This is a genomic window from Bradyrhizobium elkanii WSM2783, from assembly GCF_000472865.1.
GTDB classification, from domain to species: Bacteria; Pseudomonadota; Alphaproteobacteria; order Rhizobiales; family Xanthobacteraceae; genus Bradyrhizobium; species Bradyrhizobium elkanii_A.
Genome location: NZ_AXAP01000032.1, coordinates 45,198 through 64,483 on the forward strand (window position 1 = coordinate 45,198; position 19,286 = coordinate 64,483).

Here is a 19,286-nt window from a genome sequence, read left to right on the forward strand (position 1 = left end):
CAGACGTGGCGTACCACGCTGTGAGATAGCGCCATGACGGCGCTGCGCTCGCTTTCACTCTACCCTCTGGGCCGCGCCCCCCCGTCGCACTAGTAGGCTAGCTTAGCTTGCGCGCATGCGAGAATTAAATCGACCGCCTTGGTTAACAACCAAACTTCAGATGGATCGTGAGGTGGTAGTGATACAAGAACTACTGCTTTCCAGAGATCACGAGTACACACTAAGCGGCCAAAGCGAGATACCCGCTCACGGTCAGAACCGATGCCGCAGTGGAAGCAAGGATGACGTTGGACGTGATATCAGCCTCGCGCTGGTAGAACTCCGCCAGCATGAACGGGCCCGTCCCGGTCGGAAGAGCGGCCAACAGAACCGCAACGTGAGTGAGCAACGGTGACAGGCCGAACACGGCGGTCGCCATGATCCATGTGACGGCCGGCTGCAGGACAAGCTTGAAGCTCACGAGGAGAGCTGCCGATCCGATATCCTGCTCTGAGGTCTCGCGCTTGGCTGCCAGGAACAGTCCGAGCGCAACAAGCGCGCAGGGCGAAGCCGCGCCACCCAATAGTTTCAGGAAGCTTTCGGCCGCCGCAGGGACACTGAGACCGGCGAGCGGAACGATCGCGCCGAGAGCAGGTGCGACCAGCAAGGGATTGCGAAGCAGCGAGCCGCCCACCTTGATGAGAAGGTGCTTACGTCGCTTTTCGGTTTGCAGGCCAGTTTCGATCAGCACGATGGCAATGGCAAAGAGGATGCAGACCGTGATGATCGTGGCAATGAGGGTCGGGGCCAACGCGTCGCGGCCAAGCGCCACCAGCGCCAGCGGAAAACCGACAAAGCCAACATTCGCGTAGCCCGCATTCAGGCCGTCGATGGCGGCGTCGGCCAGGTGCCGCGGGTGGCGTAGACGAACGGCAATCGTCAGGCAGAAGACCAGCGCCGCGCCGATGCCGAATGCCGCGATAAAGCCCGGCTGCCAGACATCGGCCCATTGGGCGTGCGCGATGACGTCGAAAAGCAGGGCCGGGAGCGCGAGGTGCACGACGAAGCGGTTCAACTCGGTAGACGCGTGGGGGCCGAGGACGCCGAGCCGGCGAGCGAGCCAGCCCGCGAAGATCAGTGCGAAAATGGGGAGGACGGTGGTGAGGGTCGAGAGCATTGGAGAGCCTGACTTTGAAATTGCCGGTTAGCTCTATCCAGCCGTTCTGATATCATCCAATACCAATTCACGCCCCTATCCATACCTTTTCGGTATCATGATCGACATCAGGCAGATGCGCTATTTCGTGGCCTTGGCCGAGACGCTCCACTTCGGGCGCGCGGCCGAGCGCCTTCACATCAGCCAACCGCCGCTGAGCCGGCAGATCGCAGCCCTGGAAAAGGAGCTCGGCGTCCGCCTGTTCGAGCGTCACTCAAGGCGTGCGACGCTGACCCATGCCGGTCGGCGCTTCCTGGAAGATGCACGCGCGGTCCTGATCAGCTTCGATCAGGCCTGTCGCAACGCGCGTCTGGCCGAGCGCGGCGAGCTGGGCGAGCTTTCCATCGGCTTCATGATGCACGCGGCCTACACCGTCCTGCCGGGGCTGGCGCGGCGTTACATGGCCAATCATCCCGGGGTACGCGTCGAATTGCGGGAGATCGTTCCCGCCACTTTGGCTGATGCTGTGCTGGCCGGGCAGTTCGATGCCGCCATCATGTTCAACCCCGGCCCCATTCGAGGCCTCGAGACGCAAACGATCTATCGCGAGCGGCTGTGCCTGGCCGTGCACGCCAGCCATCCTCTCGCCGGCCATGAGGTGATCCGCGCCAAGCAGCTCAATGGCGAGCCCCTGATCGCTGTCCCCACCGATGTCGCACCGAAGCTGCGCGAGGCCATTGTCGGCTACTGTCGTTCGGGCGGGTTCGAGCCGACATTCAGGTTGGAGGTCGCACTTCAGCAGACAATCGTGAATCTCGTGGCGGAGAACCTTGGCATTGCCCTGGTGCCGCAATCCATGGGGCAGCTCGGCATTGCGAATTTGGTCCACCGTAAGCTTGAAAAAGCGCCGACCATCGAGCACGTGGTCGCCTGGCGGCCAAGCAATCTCAATCCGGCGCTCCAGCCATTCCTTGCGGAAGCGCGGGCCGTTGCCCCATAACAGGCGAGTGCGTTGCTGCCCTTCCCCTGCTTCGATTGGCTACAATTCAATTTGTATTTGTCTGAAAGCGCGGCGTTCTGCCTGCCAACCAGACGAAATCGCCTGCCGCGTCAGCAGCGCGTTGCACCCGGGCAACAGTCTCAGGAAAAAATGTCAACCGGCACTTTTTGCCATTGTGCGTCCACAACTCGATCCGAAAGATCAACGCTGTCGCATGCTTGGCTGTGTAACTCGGCTCAAGTGGAGCCCTTTGGAGGCTACGGGACATGAACCCGCGGCAATTTGCGACGGTGGCGCCGGCGCTGTGCGGAACGATCGTTCTCGCAGGTTGGGTCGTTGCATCGCTCGGCGGCTTAGGTTCCGCCAGCATCGAGCACTCCGGCGCGCTGCCGATCGAAGACCACCCCGCACCCTCTCTTTCCACCAACGCCGAGCCCGCGGATGCACCACAGGCAGCCGCGGCGGGAAGCGCCACTATCGTCGCGTCCGCCGATGTGGCAGCCGCCGTCGAGTCGGTGAAGGGGATCGTTGCCGATGCGCCGGCGGCCTCGGTTGAGGCGGAACCGATCGTCGAAGCCGCGCTGCCGGATTCGTCGCCGACGCTGCCGGCCGAAACACCACCCATGCAGGTGGCGACAGCGAACACGCCTGACCCGGTGCTGAACGACGACGGCACGGAGGCGGCAAACCGCATCGAAATTCTCGACGAATGCCTGGTGGTGGACATCTGCGTCGACCGATACCTGTGGGCGCTCTACCAACGCACGCCCAAGGAAGACACCAACAGGGTGTCCGAGCAGAGGAAAGTGACAATCAGGAAGAGAGGCAAGACGAGGACCGTCACCAGAACCTTTACAAGGCTCGTCGATGCCGACTTTACCTGGAAGGATCCGAAGGCAGCGGAAAGAGCCGGCATGCCGATGATGGACTACGTGATCGGAGGCATGGATCGGGGCTTCAAGCTGAAGCTGTTTCATGCGCTTCACGCGGCGGAGCAAGCCGGACTGTCGCCGGGCATCACCAGCGCGTTCCGCGATGACTACCGTCAAGCAATCGCAAGCGGCCTGAAGGCGGCAAGCAACAGGTCATATCATGGCGGAAGCTTGCGCGGCGGCTATGGCCACGGGCTCGCGGCCGACATCGTGAGCGTGAAAGGCACGACACGGGGGCAGCGGTGGATTGCCAGTGAAGCCCTCTGGAAATGGGTCGATGCACACGGGAAGGAGTTCGGCATCGGGCGACCGTATCTCGATCGAGATCCGCCGCATGTGGCACCGATCGACGGCAGAGAATATGCCTCCCACCACGGCGGAACGAAGGTTCGCCACGCGGAGGCGAACACGAAAAAGCACACCAAACTGGTTATGCGCGCCGATCGCGGCGCGGCGAAACGCACAAAAAACGCAAGAGCGTCGAAGGGGAGAACGATCTAACCGTATTTCAAGCATGCGCTCCAACGACGCGAGCAAGCTCTGCTAAATTCCTTAATTGCGCCGCGCGAATGTCCCAAGAACCATACGAGTTTGGATCGGGGCGACTGGCGCCGCAGATGGTGTGCGCATGATTTCGCGGTTTGTGAGACGGCAGCGCAAACAGACGCGGCGGCAGCCAGCATACCTTATCATCGCCGCTTTCGCCGCACTTATCGCGGCTGGAGACCCTGCGGACGCCAGGGGGGCTCGGAGCGAGCGCTCGGTCGAATCCGTCCAGTCGCGCATCGCCGGCGAACCGATGATGGCCGTCGTTTCGCTCCAGGACCAGCGGATCACCGTTTACGACGCCAATGGCTGGATCCTGCGCGCGCCGGTGTCGAGCGGCCAGAGAGGACGCGAAACGCCAGCCGGGATCTTCAGCATTATCCAGAAGGAAGCCGAGCACTACTCGAACCTGTATGACGATGCGTACATGCCCCACATGCAGCGCATCACTTGGTCGGGCATCGCACTCCATGGCGGCCCCCTGCCCGGCTATGCCGCATCCCATGGCTGCGTGCGGATGCCTTTCGATTTCGCGGCGCGCCTGTTCGAGGACACGCGGATCGGCTTGCGGGTGATCGTGGCACCAACCGATGTGGCGCCGATCGAGATTGCCCATCCGGCTCTGCTACAGCCGAAGCCGGGCGCCATCGCTTCGGCCGCTGCCCGGCGGGCAGAAGCCGATGAGGCGGCCGCAAAGGCGGATCAGGCAAGGCGCGCCGCCGCGAAGGCTTACCGGGAATCCACACAGGCATCGATGCCGGTGCGCGTTGCGGACAATCTGAAGCGCAGGGCCGAGACGCAACTGGCCGCCGCCGAGGCCGCGCTTGGCTCCGCCGCCTCGCCCGAGGCAAAAGAACAGGCCGAGCGCACCAAAGCGCAGGCGGTCACCCGAGTAGCCGAGTTGCAGGAACAATGGACGGCGGCAAAGGCGGAGCTGCAACCGAAGCTCGATGCCGTCGCCGCCGCGCGTGAGGCCGCGCTCGCCGCCGAGAATGCGCGGATTGCGGCCGTCGACGCCGCACGCCAGGCGGCGCGCGAGCTCGAGCCGGTATCAGTGCTGATCAGCCGCAAAACCCAGCGGCTGTATGTCCGGCGGGCATTTGAGCCTATCCTGGACAGCCCGGTCACCATCCAGGACCCCGATCGCCCGATCGGCACACATGTCTTCACCGCCATGGAGCCGACCGATGGCGGAAACGGCATTCGATGGAGCGTTGTTTCACTGGAAAGCAGCCATCCGCACGGCGGCGCGGCAGAACCTCACGATCCGGCGCGCGGCCACAGAGCTCGCGAGGTCGAGCCAAAGAAGACGGAGCCGGCCAGCGCAATGGCTGCGCTCGACCGGATCGTCATTCCGCAGGACGTGATGGATCGCATCGCCGGGATAACGCCGCGCTCGTCGTTGATCATCACCGACGAGGGGTTGAGCTCTGAAACCAGCAAAGGAACGGAATTCGTGGTCCTCATGAGCGGCGAGCCGCAGGGAGGAATCAAGATGCGACGGCGCGCACCGGCAAGCGAGTATCCCTATGCCCGCGCACGCGACCGTCAGCTTTTCTGGGGCCGGCCGTTCGCGGGACCGTTTTCCACGTGGTGAGGCCGTGATTTTCGCACTGGCAACGACACAAATGCGCAGTGCCAAACCGGACGTATCGCGGCGAAATCTGATGATGCGACGGCAAGCGGCGTCGCACTGGTGTTCTTGATATCCGGAGCGTATAGTTGCGGGAGACTTGGCGGTAGTGCGGAATGTCAGTTTTCTCAGGCAGATTAAGTCTCGCGGTCACTTTAGCAGCGCTCTGTCTCGGCGGGCAAACGGCCCACGGCCAAGTTGTTCCCATGACATATTGGACTCCAGGCTGGCCCATCGGCTTTGACAATGTGACGGTCGACCAGAGTTCGAACACATACGGCAACTTTCCGGGCTTTGACGCCAGTGACGCTCGCGGCGGCCGCTTTTCCTATACGCGCTACAATTTCCCGAACGGCTGGTTCGTCGGCAGCGAACGCGGTGCCATGAGCTTGAGCGGCATCAACCAGTATGCAGCCTTTGGCAATTTCGGCTCGCTCTATACTGAGGGCGTGCAGTTCGGCTACAGCTTCAAGAACGCGGGCGGGCTGCCGCTCACGGTCTATGCCGGTTTCGACACCTTGAAATATAATACAGGCATCGGTGGCCCCTTCGCTCCCTTCGACTCCGTGTCCGGCACCCTGCCCGGCTATAGCGCGCATGCGGGCATCGAAATCCAGCCGGCGTCGAATCTCAGCCTGTCATTTGGCGTCGGCTACACCCAACAGTCGGGGCGCATCGACAGCGACATCAATTCGTCCTTGCTACCGGGCGCTTCTCCGTTTGCCTTCGGCGCTCGCCGCTAACGCACGCGAATGATGCTTGAGCTGGCGGCTCAAATCGCGCATCAATGCCCTTATTGCGCACCATAAAAAACAAAAGGGAGGCAATCATGAGGACGCTCACAGCCGTGCTGTGCGCCTTGGCGCTGTTCGCAACCGGCGCGCAGGCGCAAACCGTCAAGGATTTCCTGGCGCAGGTCACCAAGAAATGGACCACGCCGTTCGAGCCGTTTCAACTGATCGGCAACATCTACTACGTCGGCACCGACGGCATCGCCGTCTACGTGATCAAGACGTCTGAGGGCCTGATCCTCATGGACACCGCGCTTCCGCAGTCCACCAGCATGATCAAGGACAACATCGCCAAACTCGGCTTCAAGCTCGGCGACATCAAATACATCCTGAACACGCATGCGCATTTCGATCACACCGGCGGCTTTGCCGAAATCAAGCAGGAAACCGGCGCGCAGCTCGTCGCAGGCGAACGTGACAAGCCCCTGCTGGAAGGCGGATATTATCCCGGCGATGAGAAGAACGCCGATCTCGGCTTCCCGCCCGTGAAGGTGGACCGCGCCGTCAAGGAAGGCGACAAGGTCACGCTCGGCGACACCACGCTGACGGCGCATGCGACGCCCGGCCACTCACCCGGCTGCACGAGCTGGGAGATGACCGTCAAGGAGGGCGGTCAGGATCGCGATGTGCTGTTCTTCTGCAGCGGAACAGTCGCGCTCAACAGGCTGGTCGGCAACCCGACCTATCCCGGCATCGCCGACGACTATCGATCGACATTCGGCAAGGCCAAGGCGATGAAGATCGACGTGCTGCTCGGCCCGCATCCGGAAGTGTACGGCATGCAACAGAAGCGCGCGCAAATGAAGGACGGCACCCCCAACCCGTTCGTCAAGCCCGGCGAGCTCGCAGCCTACGCGGCAGGCCTCGAACAGGATTTCGACAAGCAGCTCGCCAAGCAGACGGCCGCGCTCCAGAAGAGCAACTAGAGCGCAATGTCTTTCGGTTGAAACGCCGCTTCGCCGCAAGTTCACCTCTCCCGTAGGGAGAGGTGAAGAGACGCAGCGCCCATCGCGGACACGATTCGACCTCATCTTATCAGACTCTAGACGCGGCAGTTATAGCGCCGTGCCGCCGCCAAACTTGGACGGATCGTTGTAGCTCGGCGTGTCGTCGTAGTGCATCAGCGGCCGAGGTGCTGCGAACTCCCAGCGCGGAACCGCGTAGACCGGTCCGGGTGGAATGATGACATGCTCCGGCCTGAAGTGATGGAGGGAGGCCGCACTGGCAGATGCAGACAGGGTGATCAACAGGCCTAAGGCCAAGAAAGTACGCATCGCGTTTACTCCGATGAACTTGTCGCCCGCTCTCGTCCCATGAAGTGCGCTGGAGCCGCCATCGTACCAAGGTATGGCGGCATCACGATCGGTCACATCAGCGACATCGGCGGGCATGCCTTCTGGTGCCCGGCGCAGTCTGGCTCATCAAAGCCTCGACGGCTCACGCATCGGCCATCTTCTTGAAGGCCTCACGGTCAAGAACCTTGACGTGGTGTCGGCCTCGCGTGGTTATGATCTTCTTCACGACGAGCGCCCGGAATGCGCGGCTGAGCGCCGGAAGGGTAATGCCGAGATAATCGGCGATGCTCGAACGATCCATCGGCAGATATATTTCCGAGATCGGCTCGTTCCGCGCAATCTGCAGGTGCTCCTGGAGCTCAAGGAACATGGCGAGCCTCTTGACCGCTCTTTTCTGGACAAGGAGAACCGCATGATGCTGCGCCTGACGCAATTCGTCGCAGAGCTTCACAATGATCTGCACGTCGAGATTGGCGCTGCTGCTCAGAATCCGCTGCACCGACTGCAGCGGCATCTTGTAGGCGATGACGGGTGTCGTGGCCCTCGCCGTGTTGGTGTACCGCGCCTCCTCGGTCAAACCGAAGAGATCGCCGGGATAGAGAAAGGACATGACGGGCGGACCGTCGGCAAGCATCCGATACGCGGTGACGACCCCGCTTATGATGTTGAACACCGCATCGGCGCGGTCGCCCTGATTGTAGATCCGCTCGCCTTTCTCGAAGCGAACGATTGCAGCGATCTTTGCAAGCTGTGCGCGCTCGTCGTTGCTCAACAATTGATGCCGGACACGCTTTTTCGGATGACCAGGCGTCCAGGGATCGGTCGCATGAATCGCGGGTCCCGCCATGCGGGTTGCGTTCGTCGGCATATGTTGTCCACCTCTTGCCATCGCCGATGAGTAGCCGATCTGCCGCGCTTCCTTTTTGATCGCCGTCAAAGAGTACCTACGTTTGCCGGCGTTGGCGCGACCGGAACTGGCCGCCAACATGCGCGCTGCACAAATTTGATCCTGATCAAACTTTCGCCCACCAAGGAGGCTGCCTTTTTTCAGTCGGTACGCGATAACTTTGGCGGTGATGGCGGAATGGGGAAAGCGGTCGATGTCGTCGGATTCAAGTGATCCCCGCCTGACCTATGCGCAAAATATCGAACGATACCGCCGGCTCCTGAAGACCCAGTTGAGCGATGCCGAGCGGGAATTCATCGAGCGACGGATTTCCGAAGCGCATCGCGCTTACGAGACACCAACCGACAGGTTCGTCGTTCGCGCCAATATCGATCACTTCCTGAAGGCCCTGTGGGACGGCAACCTGACGCCTGAAAAACGCTCCACCATTACCAAATTGCTGATCGAGGAGCAGAACAAGCTGAGCCATGACCTGGAGCAGCTTCGGTTCGCGGAGGATCGAGCACTGGCCGGCCGCAAACGTCTCGAGCATCTCAGAAGCAAACTGAACGACCCACGATCCGATCCGGCCAATCGATCGCAGGCAACCCGCCTGCTTGCGACAATGGAAGAAATCCAGCGGTTGCTGGAGGAGTTCTGCGAACAATTGCGCCGCAAGGTCATTGGCAGGGACGGCATCTAGCGACCTCGCGCCTCAATAAGGCTGATCGCGGATGTGCAGCATGTATAACACGCGGGAGATCATCAGCTCCCCTACCAGAAAAATGCCGACACAGATGATGATGTCGACCCATGTCAGCGCTAGCGCATTCTGACAAACCACCAGCGGCAGAAGCGATTCCGGAATCTGGTCCAGCCCAACCGCCTGGGCGCTGGACGACAAATTGAGACGACGCTTGATGAAGCTGGAGATGATATCGCCGAGCATGGCAAGGCATGCCACCAGAGCGCCTGTGGCGACGCTTACGCCAAGCACTGGCGCGGCCGCCGCAGTGGCGGCCACGGAAAGGACGACACCTCTGATCGTCTTTGACTGACCCAGCAACGGGCGGCCATCCACGAAATGCACCTCCGCATCCAAAGGAAACGCCAAACGGGAGCCGAATATCTTCTTGGCGATAACCGGCGTGCCGTTCGCGAAGGTCAAGAGCACGAGCGATTGCAGGATTGGCCAAAGGTCCATCTGAATATCCTGCGCCGGCGCACGGCAGGTCCGGTGCAAAAGGATAGACGCACCGCACCTGCCAATTCAACCTTCAGCGTTTCCACGATTTCTCGCAATCGCCTTGCGACAGGCATCGGAGCGACGACACACTGATGGCCCCTGGCGCGCCCACGGTTCGTCGCCGAGTTTGACCCGCATCAATGGTGTACCATCACAGAACCGTTAGCTTGGCGGTCTCAGCGAGGAGTCTGCCATGAACGAAATTCCCCAAATTACCATTTCCTCCGCGAAGGTCGCAGCGATCCTCGCGAAGGCACGGCAGTTCGACGTCAAGGATGCGGTGACCGACCCGGAGCCCGCCTCCAACGCGAGTGACGATGCTATGCTTTCGGTCCTTGAGGATCATCGCGACGATCCCGTCAGCGGCGAACTGACGGCGATCATCCGCGGCCTGAACGAGGACGAACAGGTCGACCTGGTGACGCTTACATGGCTCGGCCGCGGCGACGGCGAACTCGAAGAGTGGGACGACCTTCGCGCGGAGGCCGCGCACGCGCACAACAAGCGCACGGCGGAATATCTCTTGGGAATGCCGTTACTCGGTGACTATCTGGAAGAGGCCCTATCGCAATTCGGGCATTCCGCGGAGGAGTTTGAGCAGCCGCTCTAGAGCATTTTCGGTTCTGATAGCATCAGAACTGAAGCTCTAGATTCTTGTTTTGATGCGTTTTCTTCACGCGAACCGGTGTCCACCCTCGGATCAAGTCCGAGGGCATGCTTCGCTCGAAAACCCTCTAGCAAGGTCCGGAGAGATGCCTCAGGCACCGAAGGGCGCGACCGCATTGGATGCGCTGCCCGTCACTGATGTCCAGTCGCGGCAGCCTTGCGCGGGGTTGCATTGCCGTGTCGGTTGTGATTGGAGCCATGCCGGCCGTTCGGCAACTCGATGGGCGTGTGCCGCTGCGCCTTGGCGTCGAACACCGTCACATGAAGCTTCGGATGTCGCTTCTTGATTTCGATCGCGGCCTTCTCGGCGGCCTCGTAGCTTTCGTGCTCGGACTTCAGTTGCCGATCGACGGCAACATGAAAAGGCTTGGTGAGCGATGGCTTGACGGACTTTCGACCCGAACCTGCGACATTGTTGGCGACCGGCGTCGTTACCGGCCCGATTCGAGCCGAGAAACCGGCTTTCCGTGAGGAACCGCGTTGCTTGTTCCTGGGCATTGGTCGACCTTCTCGAGAACATGCCCACGTCTACGAGCGGAAACCTTCATTCAGCGCATTTCCACTATCGGGACGTTGAGCTTGGTCAATAACAACGCAAATCAGTTCCGGCGGTGCCTATCGATCTGTCCTTGTCAGGCGGGCGGAACGTTTCGTTCCAAATCCTCCAGCCAAGCCGCAGCGCTGGCGTCCGAGGGCGCGCGCCAATCGCCGCGGGGCGAAAGTGACCCTCCGGCCGAAACCTTGGGGCCGTTTGGCATCGCGGAACGCTTGAACTGGCTGAACGCGAAAAATCGCCGCAGGAAGACCTCCAGCCAGCGCCTGATATCGGCAAGCGGATAGGCTTTGCGCCGGTCAGTGGGAAACGCGGCTGGCCATTCGCCCTTGGCAACGTCGTTCCAGGCATGCCAGGCGAGGAATGCGATCTTCGACGGCCGGAAGCCGAACCGAAGCGTATAGAACAGATTGAAGTCCTGCAGCTCATACGGCCCCACGGCCGCTTCCGTGCTCTGCGGGGTCTCGCCGGCCTGAACAGGTACCAGCTCGGGCGAGATCTCCGAGGCGAGAATGGCGCGCAACGTTTTTGCGACTTCATCGTCGAACTGTTCGGTCGCGATGACCCAGCGGATCAAGTGCTGGATCAACGTCTTCGGCACGCCGGCGTTGACGTTATAATGCGCCATCTGGTCGCCGACACCATAGGTGCACCATCCGAGCGCCAGCTCGGAGAGATCGCCGGTGCCGATCACGATCCCTCCGCGATAATTGGCGAGGCGGAAGAGATAGTCGGTGCGCAGCCCCGCCTGCACATTCTCGAAGGTGATGTCATAGACCGGCTCGCCCCGCCCTGCGGGATGATCGATGTCGCGGAGCATCTGCGTGGCGGCTGGGCGGATATCGAGCTCGCCGGCGCTCACCTGCAGCGCCTGCATCAAGGCCAGAGCATTGGCCTTGCTTTCGCTGCCGGTCGCAAAGCCCGGCAGCGTGTAGGCAAGAATGTTCGATCTCGGCAATCCGAGAAGATCGATCGCCTTGGCGGCAACGATCAGGGCGTGCGTGGAATCGAGCCCGCCGGACACGCCGATCACGACGCGCTTGGTGCCGATGGCCCGCAGCCGCTGCACCAGGCCCGCAACCTGGATATTGTAGGCCTCGTAGCAATCCTGATTGAGGCGGCTCTGATCGCTGGGCACGAACGGGAAGCGCTCGACCTTCCTCGCAAATCCGATGTCCGTCATCGGAGGCCGCAGCGCGTAACCGATCCTCCGATAGGAGCCGGCACTCTTCTGCCTTCGATTGTCGTCGAAGGTGCTCATCAGCGAGCGCTCCTGACGCAGCAGATCCAGATCGATGTCGGCGATCGTGATCTGTCCGTCCTGCCGGAAACGCTCACCCTCCGCCAGCAGCACGCCATTTTCGAAAATGGAGGTCTGGCCATCCCAGGCCAGATCGGTGGTCGATTCCCCGATTCCCGCCGCGGCATAGACATAGGCGGCGAGGCAGCGTGCGGAGCAGGATCGCGATAAGAGATCACGCGACAGCGCCCGGCCGATCGTGATCGGACTGCCGGAGAGATTGGCGAGCACGGTCGCTCCGGCCAAGGCAAGTTCCGATCCCGGCGTCACCGGGATCCACATATCCTCGCAGATCTCGACGCCTATGGTCAGTCCCGGAACATCGTCGGCCTCAAAGAGCAGGTCGACGCCGAAGGGAGCGCGAACATCGCCAATTGTGATCTCCAACCCGGTCAATCCCGCGCCGGAGGCAAAGTGACGGGTTTCGTAAAACTCCCGATAGGTCGGCAGGTACGTCTTGGGAACGACGCCGAGAATGCGACCACGGTGAATGACAACAGCGCAATTGTAGATCCGCGCCCCATGACGCAGCGGTGCGCCGACGATCAGCACGGTCATCAGCTCGGCCGATGCCGCCCGGACGCTCGCCAGCCCTCGCTCCACCGCATCCAGGAGCGGATCCTGCATGACCAGATCTTCGATCGCATAGCCGCAGAGACACAGTTCGGGAAAGACCGCTGCTGCCACCGACTGCTTGTGGCAGGCGCGGGCCGCCTCGATGATCGCGGTCGCGTTGGCGGCCGGATCGGCGACACGGGACACCGTGACGCAGGCAGCGGCCCGGACAAAGCCGTGGCGGTAGATCGAATGGAAACTCATATGGCTCGGCTCCGTCCCGCGAGACCCAGTTTGCAAGACAACTCCCCGGCCGATGCTGCGCCGTCAAGTCATCTCAGTTAGGTCTAGTCTATTCGAACACGGCGCCTTGCCAAGCAACCGATGGCCGCGAAACGTTAACCGACGTTTGGGTCAAGCCTCCCGATAATCGAGCAGGATCAGCCCGACCAGGATGAATGCCACGGGCCAGATCCAGGAGGCGATGCGGCTTGCCTTGCCGTCGAGACGGAGCTCCAGCCAGCGCGCCCATCCGGCGAGGATTCCGCATAGCGCCAGCGGCGTGTGGCTCATCTCGATCAGGAGCTGGTCCTTGATGTTAGCGATGGCATGGGAATGGGTGAGCAGCAGTGCGCCGCCGATCGCGGTGGTCAGAGGAAACACCAGCGCCGCCTTGCTGTTCCTGAGCCCGCCGACCTGCACGCGCCACTCGAACAGACCAAACACGACGATCAGCAACACGAAGATGCGATGCTGTGCGATCTCGGGATCACGCAGCGATTCGAAAAAGCCGAACTGTCCGAGCGGCCACGCCGCCTCGTCGGCACGGAAGAACAGAAACGTTGCCATCGCCAGAAAAAGCAGCGGCCAGTGCCTTGCCCACCGGCCCCAACGAAAATGCTGGATCAGGGCGAGAAAGCCGATGAGGACGACGAATATCCCCGCCCAATGGTGGTTGAATTCCGACCAGGCGACATCCGCGGCATTGCGGGGCAGGATCGTGCCTTCGCCTGGGACATAGGCCAGCGGTGCCGTTGTCCGCTGCGCATCGGCCGCAGCAATCTTTGCCTGCAATTCCGCGACGGTGAGCTTGTCGTAATCAGGGCTTGACAGGCGGATCGGGAATTGCGGCGTGAACCGCTCGACGATCTCGGACCAGCTCACCCGGTCCTGCGCCAGATCGATGCCCGGCGGCAGCGACGTCAGGGAGGCGGCGGCAAAGAGCACAGCCGCACCGATGCCGATTTCCACTTCGGCGAACCGCTTCAGTCGGAGGATCGGCGTTGACGCATCGCGGCGCAGCCGGTCGACGGTGAAGAAGTTGAAGGCGCCCAGGGCGAGCAGCATCAGCAGCAGACAGACCTTCGCGCTTGTCATGACGCCATAGGCGGTGCCGTAGATCGCCTCGAAGGAGCCGATATAGCCGATCGACATCACGGTGCCGCCGACGAGGATGGCGCCCACTGATGCCATCGACATCACCGAATAGCGCCGCCCGATCAGCTTCCAGTCAACCGGATCTTGACAGAGGTTGAGCGCAATCAGGAAGCAAGGCAGGCCTCCGATCCAGACCGCGGCACCGAGCATGTGCAGCCCGCCCGCGACGAGGTAGGGCCATCGCAGTTCGAGACGACTCGCCGCGTGAGTGACCGAAAGCTGCGCGATCAAGATCACGGCGGCGAGGCCGACAAGAAAGAGAAGTCGTGACGTTGTCCACGACCTCCTTGCGAGGAGAGCAATGAGGAAGGCGCAAGCGGCGATCACGAGGTCCGCTCGTACGAAACCGGCCCCGGCCGCCTCCGCCCACGACAGCTCGAGCGTGCCGACAAGCGCGAGCGCGTTAAGTACGAGCGAGCAAAGCGTGAAGATGCCCAGGAGCAAGGAGCTGATAACAAGAAAAGTCCGGCAGTGGCTGCCAATCTTGGCGCTCTCGACGGAAAGCCAGGGCTGGAGCGGTTGCAGCAGCACAAGCAGGAAGGCAAGCGTGCCGAGCGTGAAAGTCTGGCTCGTGAGAATCAGACCCCGCAGAACGACGGACAGGTAGCCGAATATGTCGAGAAAGAGCGACACGGCTATCGCACGGTGAACCGAATATCGCCGCGCGTGATGTGCCCGTCGACGCTCAGCACCTGCCAGCGCAGACGCCAAGCACCAGGGCTGAGACCTTTTGCCTCCGCATCCAGCGCGTCGGGTGGCGAGTCGGCCGCCGGTGCGAGCCGCTGCTCTGTCCCGCCAGCGCCGATCAGCATCACTTTCGAACGATCGCGATCAATCCGACTATTGAACTGCAGATGGATCGGCACATTGCCGGCAGGCATGACTGCGTCAGCTGCGGGCGACGACTTGATCACGATGGCGTGCGCCGTGGCCTCTTGGAGAGAAAGCAAAACAAGGAGCAGCACCGAAAACGGCAATGGAATGCTGAGTCTCATGCGCGGCGGCTATTGTTGAGGAGAATGCAGGTAATCATTCACCGGTTCTCGTGACCTGGTCACTGACGTGACTGTACGAACCAGCTCAATATCGCAGTTGACCATGTGCTGGCTGAACTCGGCTTCAACTATCCACTGGTTATGGGTAAAGACCGCGTGAGCTTAGCAAGGAGCGCCAAGCCGATTGGGCGGGAAGCTCCGCTCATCATCCCAGATTCCCAAAAATGATACGGCATAGTTTTGTTATGTCAAGCGCATTCCACCCCGGCATCTGCGGCTTGAAGACGGCTAGCGCGACGCCGCTGCGCGCAGGATGTATCGCGCACCTTAAGCGGCGGTGCGTCTCGGTTACCGATGTAGCCGCTCAGTCTGCAGCACGTCATGATCCGGTAGCAGAGTTGGCTAAAATTTCGAAAGTACAGCGATCGACGAGCGGCGCACCGCAAAGCGGGGCCGAGCGTTCATGAAGAGCTCTCGTTGAGATCGAACAAGAGCCGGGTGCACGAATGATGTTTTCGGATGTAACGTACTACCTGTTTACGGTCTTCAACGCTCTGCGGGTCATTTCCTATCTGCCGCAGATCTACAGGATCGCGCATGATACCAATGGCGCCTCGGCCATTTCCTATTCGACCTGGTTTCTGTGGACTGCCGCGAACGGATCAACGGCCGTCTACTCGTTTTCCAATCTCGGGGACATGACGCTCGGCTTGACCAACGGCTTCAACGCGCTGTGCTGTGCGATCGTCGTCGGGCTGACGGCGGTCAAGCACCGCCAATTTCAATCGCAGATCAGGTAGGGCACAAGCTGAACTGCGGGCTTGAACCAGAAAAGATGAAAACGCGACCTTCATTGCGGATACACCAAATGAAGGGGGAGGTGATTCCATCGACCGGCAGCTAGCGAGGCAACAGACCCTATAGCGTGCCACTACGAAAGCATTCGGTATATATTTTCTTTGAATCCCATCTCCCTACGTTACCATCCATAAGTTGTGCAACCCGATTGTCCGCGCGACCACCCTAAAGGGTAGTGGTATATCATCGGCGATGATCTAAAGTTGTTCGCTGAATAGCGCCAACCGAAGCACTCAAGCGCAACGACCTTACAAAGTTCTCCGGCTCCCGGCGACGCAAGTCGCCGAACAGAAGGATTGTGCCGATGACCTTCCGGTTTCTCGCAAGTGGCGCCGCGGCGTCGGAGACACTCGCGGCGACGGCGTTTTCTTAAACTGCAACAGATACGTCGCCTCAGCGTCTGAGGCTGGCACGCGACTGGAGAACTGCGATGCAGAACACGAATGGAATCAGCACAATAGTCGATCGCATCTTTTCACCTCTTGTCGCACCTCTCGGGATCCCCGAGCCGAAGAAGTCCGTCGGAATTCTGGTCGGCGTGACGGTCGCCGGCCAGCGTTATTATTTCCGGTTCGGACAGGTCGACCTGCATGAGGGCGGCACCGGTTCGATTGACGACACCGTGGTCTTCATCGGCTCGAACACCAAGGTCTTCACGGCGACACTTCTGGCGCTCGCGGCGTCGCAAACCTCGGCGGCGCAGGACACCCGCGTCACCGATCTGCTGCCGTCCGACATCATCCTGAAACAGCCCCACGGCGACATCCTGCTCTGGCACCTCGCCACCCACAGCGCCGGATTCCCGACCCCAGTATGCGGGCAGCGGCCTGCGTTCGGCGACTATCCTCTCTCGTCGCTGGGCGCATTCCTGAACGACTTCACGCCGCCTTATGCGCCCGGCAGACACTGGGTCTACAGCAATCCGGGCTTCGCGCTTCTCGGCGTGCTGCTGTCGCATGCCTATGCTGGCGGCATTAGCGCGTTCAACTGGGACGCGACGTACCAGAACTGGCCGGCGCTTGTGGTCGGCCGCGTGACGGCGCCGCTCGGCATGACGTCGACGCAGGTCAAATACAGCGCCGTGAAGGCGAAGGTCGCGCAAGGCTACAATTATGTCCCGCCCACGAGCCTGCCGCCGTCCTACAAGGCGGTCGAGCCGCCGGACTGGGTGCTGACTTCGGCGGGGCTCGGCGCCGGCGCGCTGTCGTCGACGCTCGCCGACATGCTGACGTTCCTGGAGGCCGAAATCAGTCCGCCGGAGGGACATCTTGGCCTGGCGATGAGACAGACCCAGAAGGTCCACCCGCCGTCCAACGTGCTGTCCATGGGGCTCGGCTGGCAACTGTCCAACGACTACTTCGACAAGAACGGCGGCTTCGAGGGCTACGAGACCTACATGGCCTTCGATGCCACGCACAAGGTCGGCGTGTTCGTGTTCGGCAACACCAGCGGCGGCGCGGGCGACGCGATCACGACCAGCGGGCGTATCCTGCTCGGCGAGCTGCGCGGCATCGCGGCGATGCCGTCGACATTCCCGACGCCGGACAAAGTCCCGCACTGCCCGTGAGGCCAAAGATCGCACCATCGCGATCCCGACACGGTTTTTCATCGAAATGGAGCCTGACAACCATGACGGATCATCGAGACCTATCGATTGTTCAAGATAGCGGGTTGCCGAAGCATCTGCTGCAGGCCCGCGAAGCTGCGGCCGATCCCGATCAGGTGCTGCGCGCCACGCTGCGGCTTGTACCGCGCTGCGGCGACAAGGCTCTGCTGGCGCGAGCGAGCGCGCTCGGCCGGCAGCCAATCGCAGACCGCACGTTTCTCGCGCGCGGCGCGCTGGCTGACGAGGTGACGCCTGCCCCCGAGGCGCTCGACGCGGTGAAAGCCTTCTGTCACGAGCACGGCTTCACCTTGAGCCGAACCGCGCTGGGCGGCCTGTTCGTCACCATCGAGGGCAAGGCCGGCGCTCTCGCGTGCGCCTTCGGCGTCACGATCGGCGGCTATCGCTACGGCGACCTCGTCCTGCGTGCCTATCAAGGCGCCTTGCGCTTGCCGGCCGCGCTCGCACCTTATGTGCGCGCCGTGCTCGGCCTCGACGATCTCTCCCGGATCGCCGCCCAGCCGAACGCCGCGGACTTCATCGAGCCGCCCTCACTCAAGGGCAATCTGCCGACCACGGTCGCGTTCGACTACTATCAATATCCCCAGGATCTGATCGGCCGCGGCGCCACCGTCGCCTTCATCGAGCAGAATCTCAAGGTCGACCTCGCCAAGATCCAAGCCTACTACACCAAGCTTGGCGTCGGCCCCGTGACCATCGTCCTGGTGCCGGAATGGGGGCCGCCCAACACGCCGGAGGACCCCGAGCCGTCAAAACTCAACGGTGAAGCAATGATGGATCTCAAGCTCACCGGCGCGGTCGCGCCTGGCGCGACGCTCGTGGGTTACAGCATCGTCCAAGACTACGGCTACTCGTCCGACCCGTGGGTCGACACCCTGATCGCGGCACTCGAGAACGAGAAGCACCCCTGCGACGTCATGTCGATCAGCCTTGGCAAGCCGGAATCGGCCTGGTCCACACAGACAGCGCTATGCGTGGATTTTCTGTTCGCCATCGCGGGCCTGCTCGGCGTCACCGTGTGCGTCGCTTCCGGCGACTTTGGCGCACCTGGTAATGTGAATCGTGGCGGCACCTACAAGCAAAACTTCGCGTTTCCGGCATCCTCGCCGTTCTGCCTCGCCTGCGGCGGGACCGAGCTCGTGCTTTCGCAGCAGGGCGACCAGCGCATCCTGAACGGCGAGGTGGTGTGGAACGAGATGGCCGAGATCGGACAGAAGCGCGCGACCGGAGGCGGCATCAGCATGCTGTTTCCGGTCCCTGACTTCCAGCAGACGCTCACTCTGCCGGCGCCGTTCAATGAGGGGCAGACATCCGGCCGCGGCATGCCGGACGTGGCCAGCAATGCGGCTGCGAACAGCAGCTATGATGTCGGCTACGGCACGAGCGCGGCGGCGCCGATGTGGGCGGCCCTGATGGCGCTGCTCGTGGAGGGAAATGGGGGAATGCCAATCGGCTATCTCAACCCACGGCTCTATGAGCTGCAGCTCGGCGGCAGCGAGTGTTGCAAGCCGATTACCGAGGGCGACAACGGACCGCCCGATTCGAACATCTCATTTTCGGCCGGTAAGCCCTGGAACGCCTGCTGCGGGCTCGGCTCGCCGCTTGGCTCCAGCCTCGCCGCGGCGCTCGGGATCGGCGCGGCGACGAGCCAAAGCCGGGCCCAGCGCAAGACGGCGGAAGCCGTATCATTATGACGGATTCGCCGGCCGCAAGACCCCGCCGGACGGCATGACCGCCCGGTCTCGTCCCGATCATTCCACATCACACAATGGAGGTTTTCATGTCGACGCAGGAAGCTGCTCTCAACGCTGTCTTCAATCCAGGGTACGACAAC

At 61.8% G+C, this 19,286-nt stretch carries 18 protein-coding genes; 10 read left to right on the forward strand and 8 right to left on the reverse strand.

Annotated elements, in window-relative coordinates; genetic code table 11:
• Positions 1–220: 220 nt before the first annotated feature.
• On the reverse strand, positions 221–1,156 hold the full coding sequence (locus tag YY7_RS0125505) for an AEC family transporter (RefSeq protein ID WP_028165711.1): 936 nt from the start codon (positions 1,154–1,156) through the stop codon (positions 221–223).
• 97 nt (positions 1,157–1,253) lie between these two features.
• Between YY7_RS0125505 and YY7_RS0125510 the strand changes: the two genes are divergently transcribed.
• The 5 genes from YY7_RS0125510 to blaBJP all read left to right on the forward strand — a co-directional run bounded on the left by YY7_RS0125510 (position 1,254) and on the right by blaBJP (position 6,963).
• Positions 1,254–2,135, forward strand: a complete 882-nt coding sequence (locus YY7_RS0125510; RefSeq protein WP_028165712.1) for a LysR substrate-binding domain-containing protein — start codon at positions 1,254–1,256, stop codon at positions 2,133–2,135.
• A gap of 266 nt (positions 2,136–2,401) precedes the next feature.
• Positions 2,402–3,568, forward strand: a complete 1,167-nt coding sequence (locus tag YY7_RS0125515) for a peptidase M15 (RefSeq protein ID WP_028165713.1) — start codon at positions 2,402–2,404, stop codon at positions 3,566–3,568.
• Between the two features lie 127 nt (positions 3,569–3,695).
• Positions 3,696–5,210 carry a L,D-transpeptidase family protein gene (locus tag YY7_RS52715; protein WP_051396900.1) on the forward strand — a complete coding sequence of 505 codons (1,515 nt, stop codon included), beginning with the start codon at positions 3,696–3,698 and terminating at the stop codon, positions 5,208–5,210.
• Positions 5,211–5,452: 242 nt separating this feature from the next.
• The gene (locus YY7_RS0125525; protein WP_245287391.1) at positions 5,453–5,989 is read left to right on the forward strand and encodes a hypothetical protein; all 537 of its coding nucleotides are present in this window, start codon (positions 5,453–5,455) and stop codon (positions 5,987–5,989) included.
• Between the two features lie 86 nt (positions 5,990–6,075).
• Positions 6,076–6,963: a BJP family subclass B3 metallo-beta-lactamase gene (gene blaBJP, locus YY7_RS0125530; RefSeq protein ID WP_028165715.1), complete on the forward strand. Its 888-nt coding sequence runs from the start codon at positions 6,076–6,078 to the stop codon at positions 6,961–6,963.
• A 129-nt stretch (positions 6,964–7,092) separates the two neighbouring features.
• On the opposite strand, the gene YY7_RS52720 is transcribed toward blaBJP, so the two are convergent.
• Positions 7,093–7,311: a hypothetical protein gene (locus YY7_RS52720; protein ID WP_130225053.1), complete on the reverse strand. Its 219-nt coding sequence runs from the start codon at positions 7,309–7,311 to the stop codon at positions 7,093–7,095.
• A gap of 163 nt (positions 7,312–7,474) precedes the next feature.
• Positions 7,475–8,200, reverse strand: a complete 726-nt coding sequence (locus tag YY7_RS0125540; protein WP_196237321.1) for a Crp/Fnr family transcriptional regulator — start codon at positions 8,198–8,200, stop codon at positions 7,475–7,477.
• Between the two features lie 232 nt (positions 8,201–8,432).
• On the opposite strand from YY7_RS0125540, the gene YY7_RS56740 reads away from it, so the two are divergent.
• Positions 8,433–8,921 carry a hypothetical protein gene (locus YY7_RS56740; RefSeq protein ID WP_245287392.1) on the forward strand — a complete coding sequence of 163 codons (489 nt, stop codon included), beginning with the start codon at positions 8,433–8,435 and terminating at the stop codon, positions 8,919–8,921.
• Between the two features lie 12 nt (positions 8,922–8,933).
• Here YY7_RS56740 and YY7_RS0125555 read toward each other — a convergent pair whose 3' ends face one another.
• Positions 8,934–9,392: a CDP-archaeol synthase gene (locus YY7_RS0125555; RefSeq protein ID WP_245287393.1), complete on the reverse strand. Its 459-nt coding sequence runs from the start codon at positions 9,390–9,392 to the stop codon at positions 8,934–8,936.
• Positions 9,393–9,657: 265 nt separating this feature from the next.
• Between YY7_RS0125555 and YY7_RS0125560 the strand changes: the two genes are divergently transcribed.
• Positions 9,658–10,074 carry a DUF3775 domain-containing protein gene (locus YY7_RS0125560; protein ID WP_028165718.1) on the forward strand — a complete coding sequence of 139 codons (417 nt, stop codon included), beginning with the start codon at positions 9,658–9,660 and terminating at the stop codon, positions 10,072–10,074.
• A 188-nt stretch (positions 10,075–10,262) separates the two neighbouring features.
• Here YY7_RS0125560 and YY7_RS0125565 read toward each other — a convergent pair whose 3' ends face one another.
• The 4 genes from YY7_RS0125565 to YY7_RS0125580 form a co-directional block, all read right to left on the reverse strand.
• Positions 10,263–10,628, reverse strand: a complete 366-nt coding sequence (locus YY7_RS0125565; protein ID WP_028165719.1) for a hypothetical protein — start codon at positions 10,626–10,628, stop codon at positions 10,263–10,265.
• A 134-nt stretch (positions 10,629–10,762) separates the two neighbouring features.
• On the reverse strand, positions 10,763–12,802 hold the full coding sequence (locus YY7_RS0125570; RefSeq protein ID WP_028165720.1) for an NAD(+) synthase: 2,040 nt from the start codon (positions 12,800–12,802) through the stop codon (positions 10,763–10,765).
• 150 nt (positions 12,803–12,952) lie between these two features.
• Positions 12,953–14,608 (reverse strand): copper resistance D family protein, encoded by a 1,656-nt coding sequence (locus YY7_RS0125575; protein WP_028165721.1) that lies wholly within the window; start codon positions 14,606–14,608, stop codon positions 12,953–12,955.
• Between the two features lie 2 nt (positions 14,609–14,610).
• Positions 14,611–14,970: a copper resistance CopC family protein gene (locus YY7_RS0125580; RefSeq protein ID WP_028165722.1), complete on the reverse strand. Its 360-nt coding sequence runs from the start codon at positions 14,968–14,970 to the stop codon at positions 14,611–14,613.
• A 509-nt stretch (positions 14,971–15,479) separates the two neighbouring features.
• On the opposite strand from YY7_RS0125580, the gene YY7_RS0125585 reads away from it, so the two are divergent.
• The 3 genes from YY7_RS0125585 to YY7_RS0125595 all read left to right on the forward strand — a co-directional run bounded on the left by YY7_RS0125585 (position 15,480) and on the right by YY7_RS0125595 (position 19,146).
• The gene (locus YY7_RS0125585) at positions 15,480–15,770 is read left to right on the forward strand and encodes a hypothetical protein (protein WP_155255312.1); all 291 of its coding nucleotides are present in this window, start codon (positions 15,480–15,482) and stop codon (positions 15,768–15,770) included.
• Positions 15,771–16,258: 488 nt separating this feature from the next.
• On the forward strand, positions 16,259–17,395 hold the full coding sequence (locus tag YY7_RS0125590) for a serine hydrolase domain-containing protein (RefSeq protein WP_028165724.1): 1,137 nt from the start codon (positions 16,259–16,261) through the stop codon (positions 17,393–17,395).
• 62 nt (positions 17,396–17,457) lie between these two features.
• Positions 17,458–19,146 carry a S53 family peptidase gene (locus YY7_RS0125595; RefSeq protein ID WP_080663836.1) on the forward strand — a complete coding sequence of 563 codons (1,689 nt, stop codon included), beginning with the start codon at positions 17,458–17,460 and terminating at the stop codon, positions 19,144–19,146.
• The last annotated feature ends 140 nt before the right edge of the window (positions 19,147–19,286 follow it).

Bases quoted from the DNA above. Each gene is read 5' to 3' on its own strand.
- YY7_RS0125505 (WP_028165711.1), bottom strand. From the start codon at position 1,156: ATGCTCTCGACCCTCACCACCGTCCTCCCCATTTTCGCACTGATCTTC.
- YY7_RS0125510 (WP_028165712.1), top strand. From the start codon at position 1,254: ATGATCGACATCAGGCAGATGCGCTATTTCGTGGCCTTGGCCGAGACG.
- YY7_RS0125515 (WP_028165713.1), top strand. From the start codon at position 2,402: ATGAACCCGCGGCAATTTGCGACGGTGGCGCCGGCGCTGTGCGGAACG.
- YY7_RS52715 (WP_051396900.1), top strand. From the start codon at position 3,696: ATGATTTCGCGGTTTGTGAGACGGCAGCGCAAACAGACGCGGCGGCAG.
- YY7_RS0125525 (WP_245287391.1), top strand. From the start codon at position 5,453: ATGACATATTGGACTCCAGGCTGGCCCATCGGCTTTGACAATGTGACG.
- blaBJP (WP_028165715.1), top strand. From the start codon at position 6,076: ATGAGGACGCTCACAGCCGTGCTGTGCGCCTTGGCGCTGTTCGCAACC.
- YY7_RS52720 (WP_130225053.1), bottom strand. From the start codon at position 7,311: ATGCGTACTTTCTTGGCCTTAGGCCTGTTGATCACCCTGTCTGCATCT.
- YY7_RS0125540 (WP_196237321.1), bottom strand. From the start codon at position 8,200: ATGCCGACGAACGCAACCCGCATGGCGGGACCCGCGATTCATGCGACC.
- YY7_RS56740 (WP_245287392.1), top strand. From the start codon at position 8,433: ATGTCGTCGGATTCAAGTGATCCCCGCCTGACCTATGCGCAAAATATC.
- YY7_RS0125560 (WP_028165718.1), top strand. From the start codon at position 9,658: ATGAACGAAATTCCCCAAATTACCATTTCCTCCGCGAAGGTCGCAGCG.
- YY7_RS0125565 (WP_028165719.1), bottom strand. From the start codon at position 10,628: ATGCCCAGGAACAAGCAACGCGGTTCCTCACGGAAAGCCGGTTTCTCG.
- YY7_RS0125570 (WP_028165720.1), bottom strand. From the start codon at position 12,802: ATGAGTTTCCATTCGATCTACCGCCACGGCTTTGTCCGGGCCGCTGCC.
- YY7_RS0125580 (WP_028165722.1), bottom strand. From the start codon at position 14,970: ATGAGACTCAGCATTCCATTGCCGTTTTCGGTGCTGCTCCTTGTTTTG.
- YY7_RS0125585 (WP_155255312.1), top strand. From the start codon at position 15,480: ATGTTTTCGGATGTAACGTACTACCTGTTTACGGTCTTCAACGCTCTG.
- YY7_RS0125590 (WP_028165724.1), top strand. From the start codon at position 16,259: ATGCAGAACACGAATGGAATCAGCACAATAGTCGATCGCATCTTTTCA.
- YY7_RS0125595 (WP_080663836.1), top strand. From the start codon at position 17,458: ATGACGGATCATCGAGACCTATCGATTGTTCAAGATAGCGGGTTGCCG.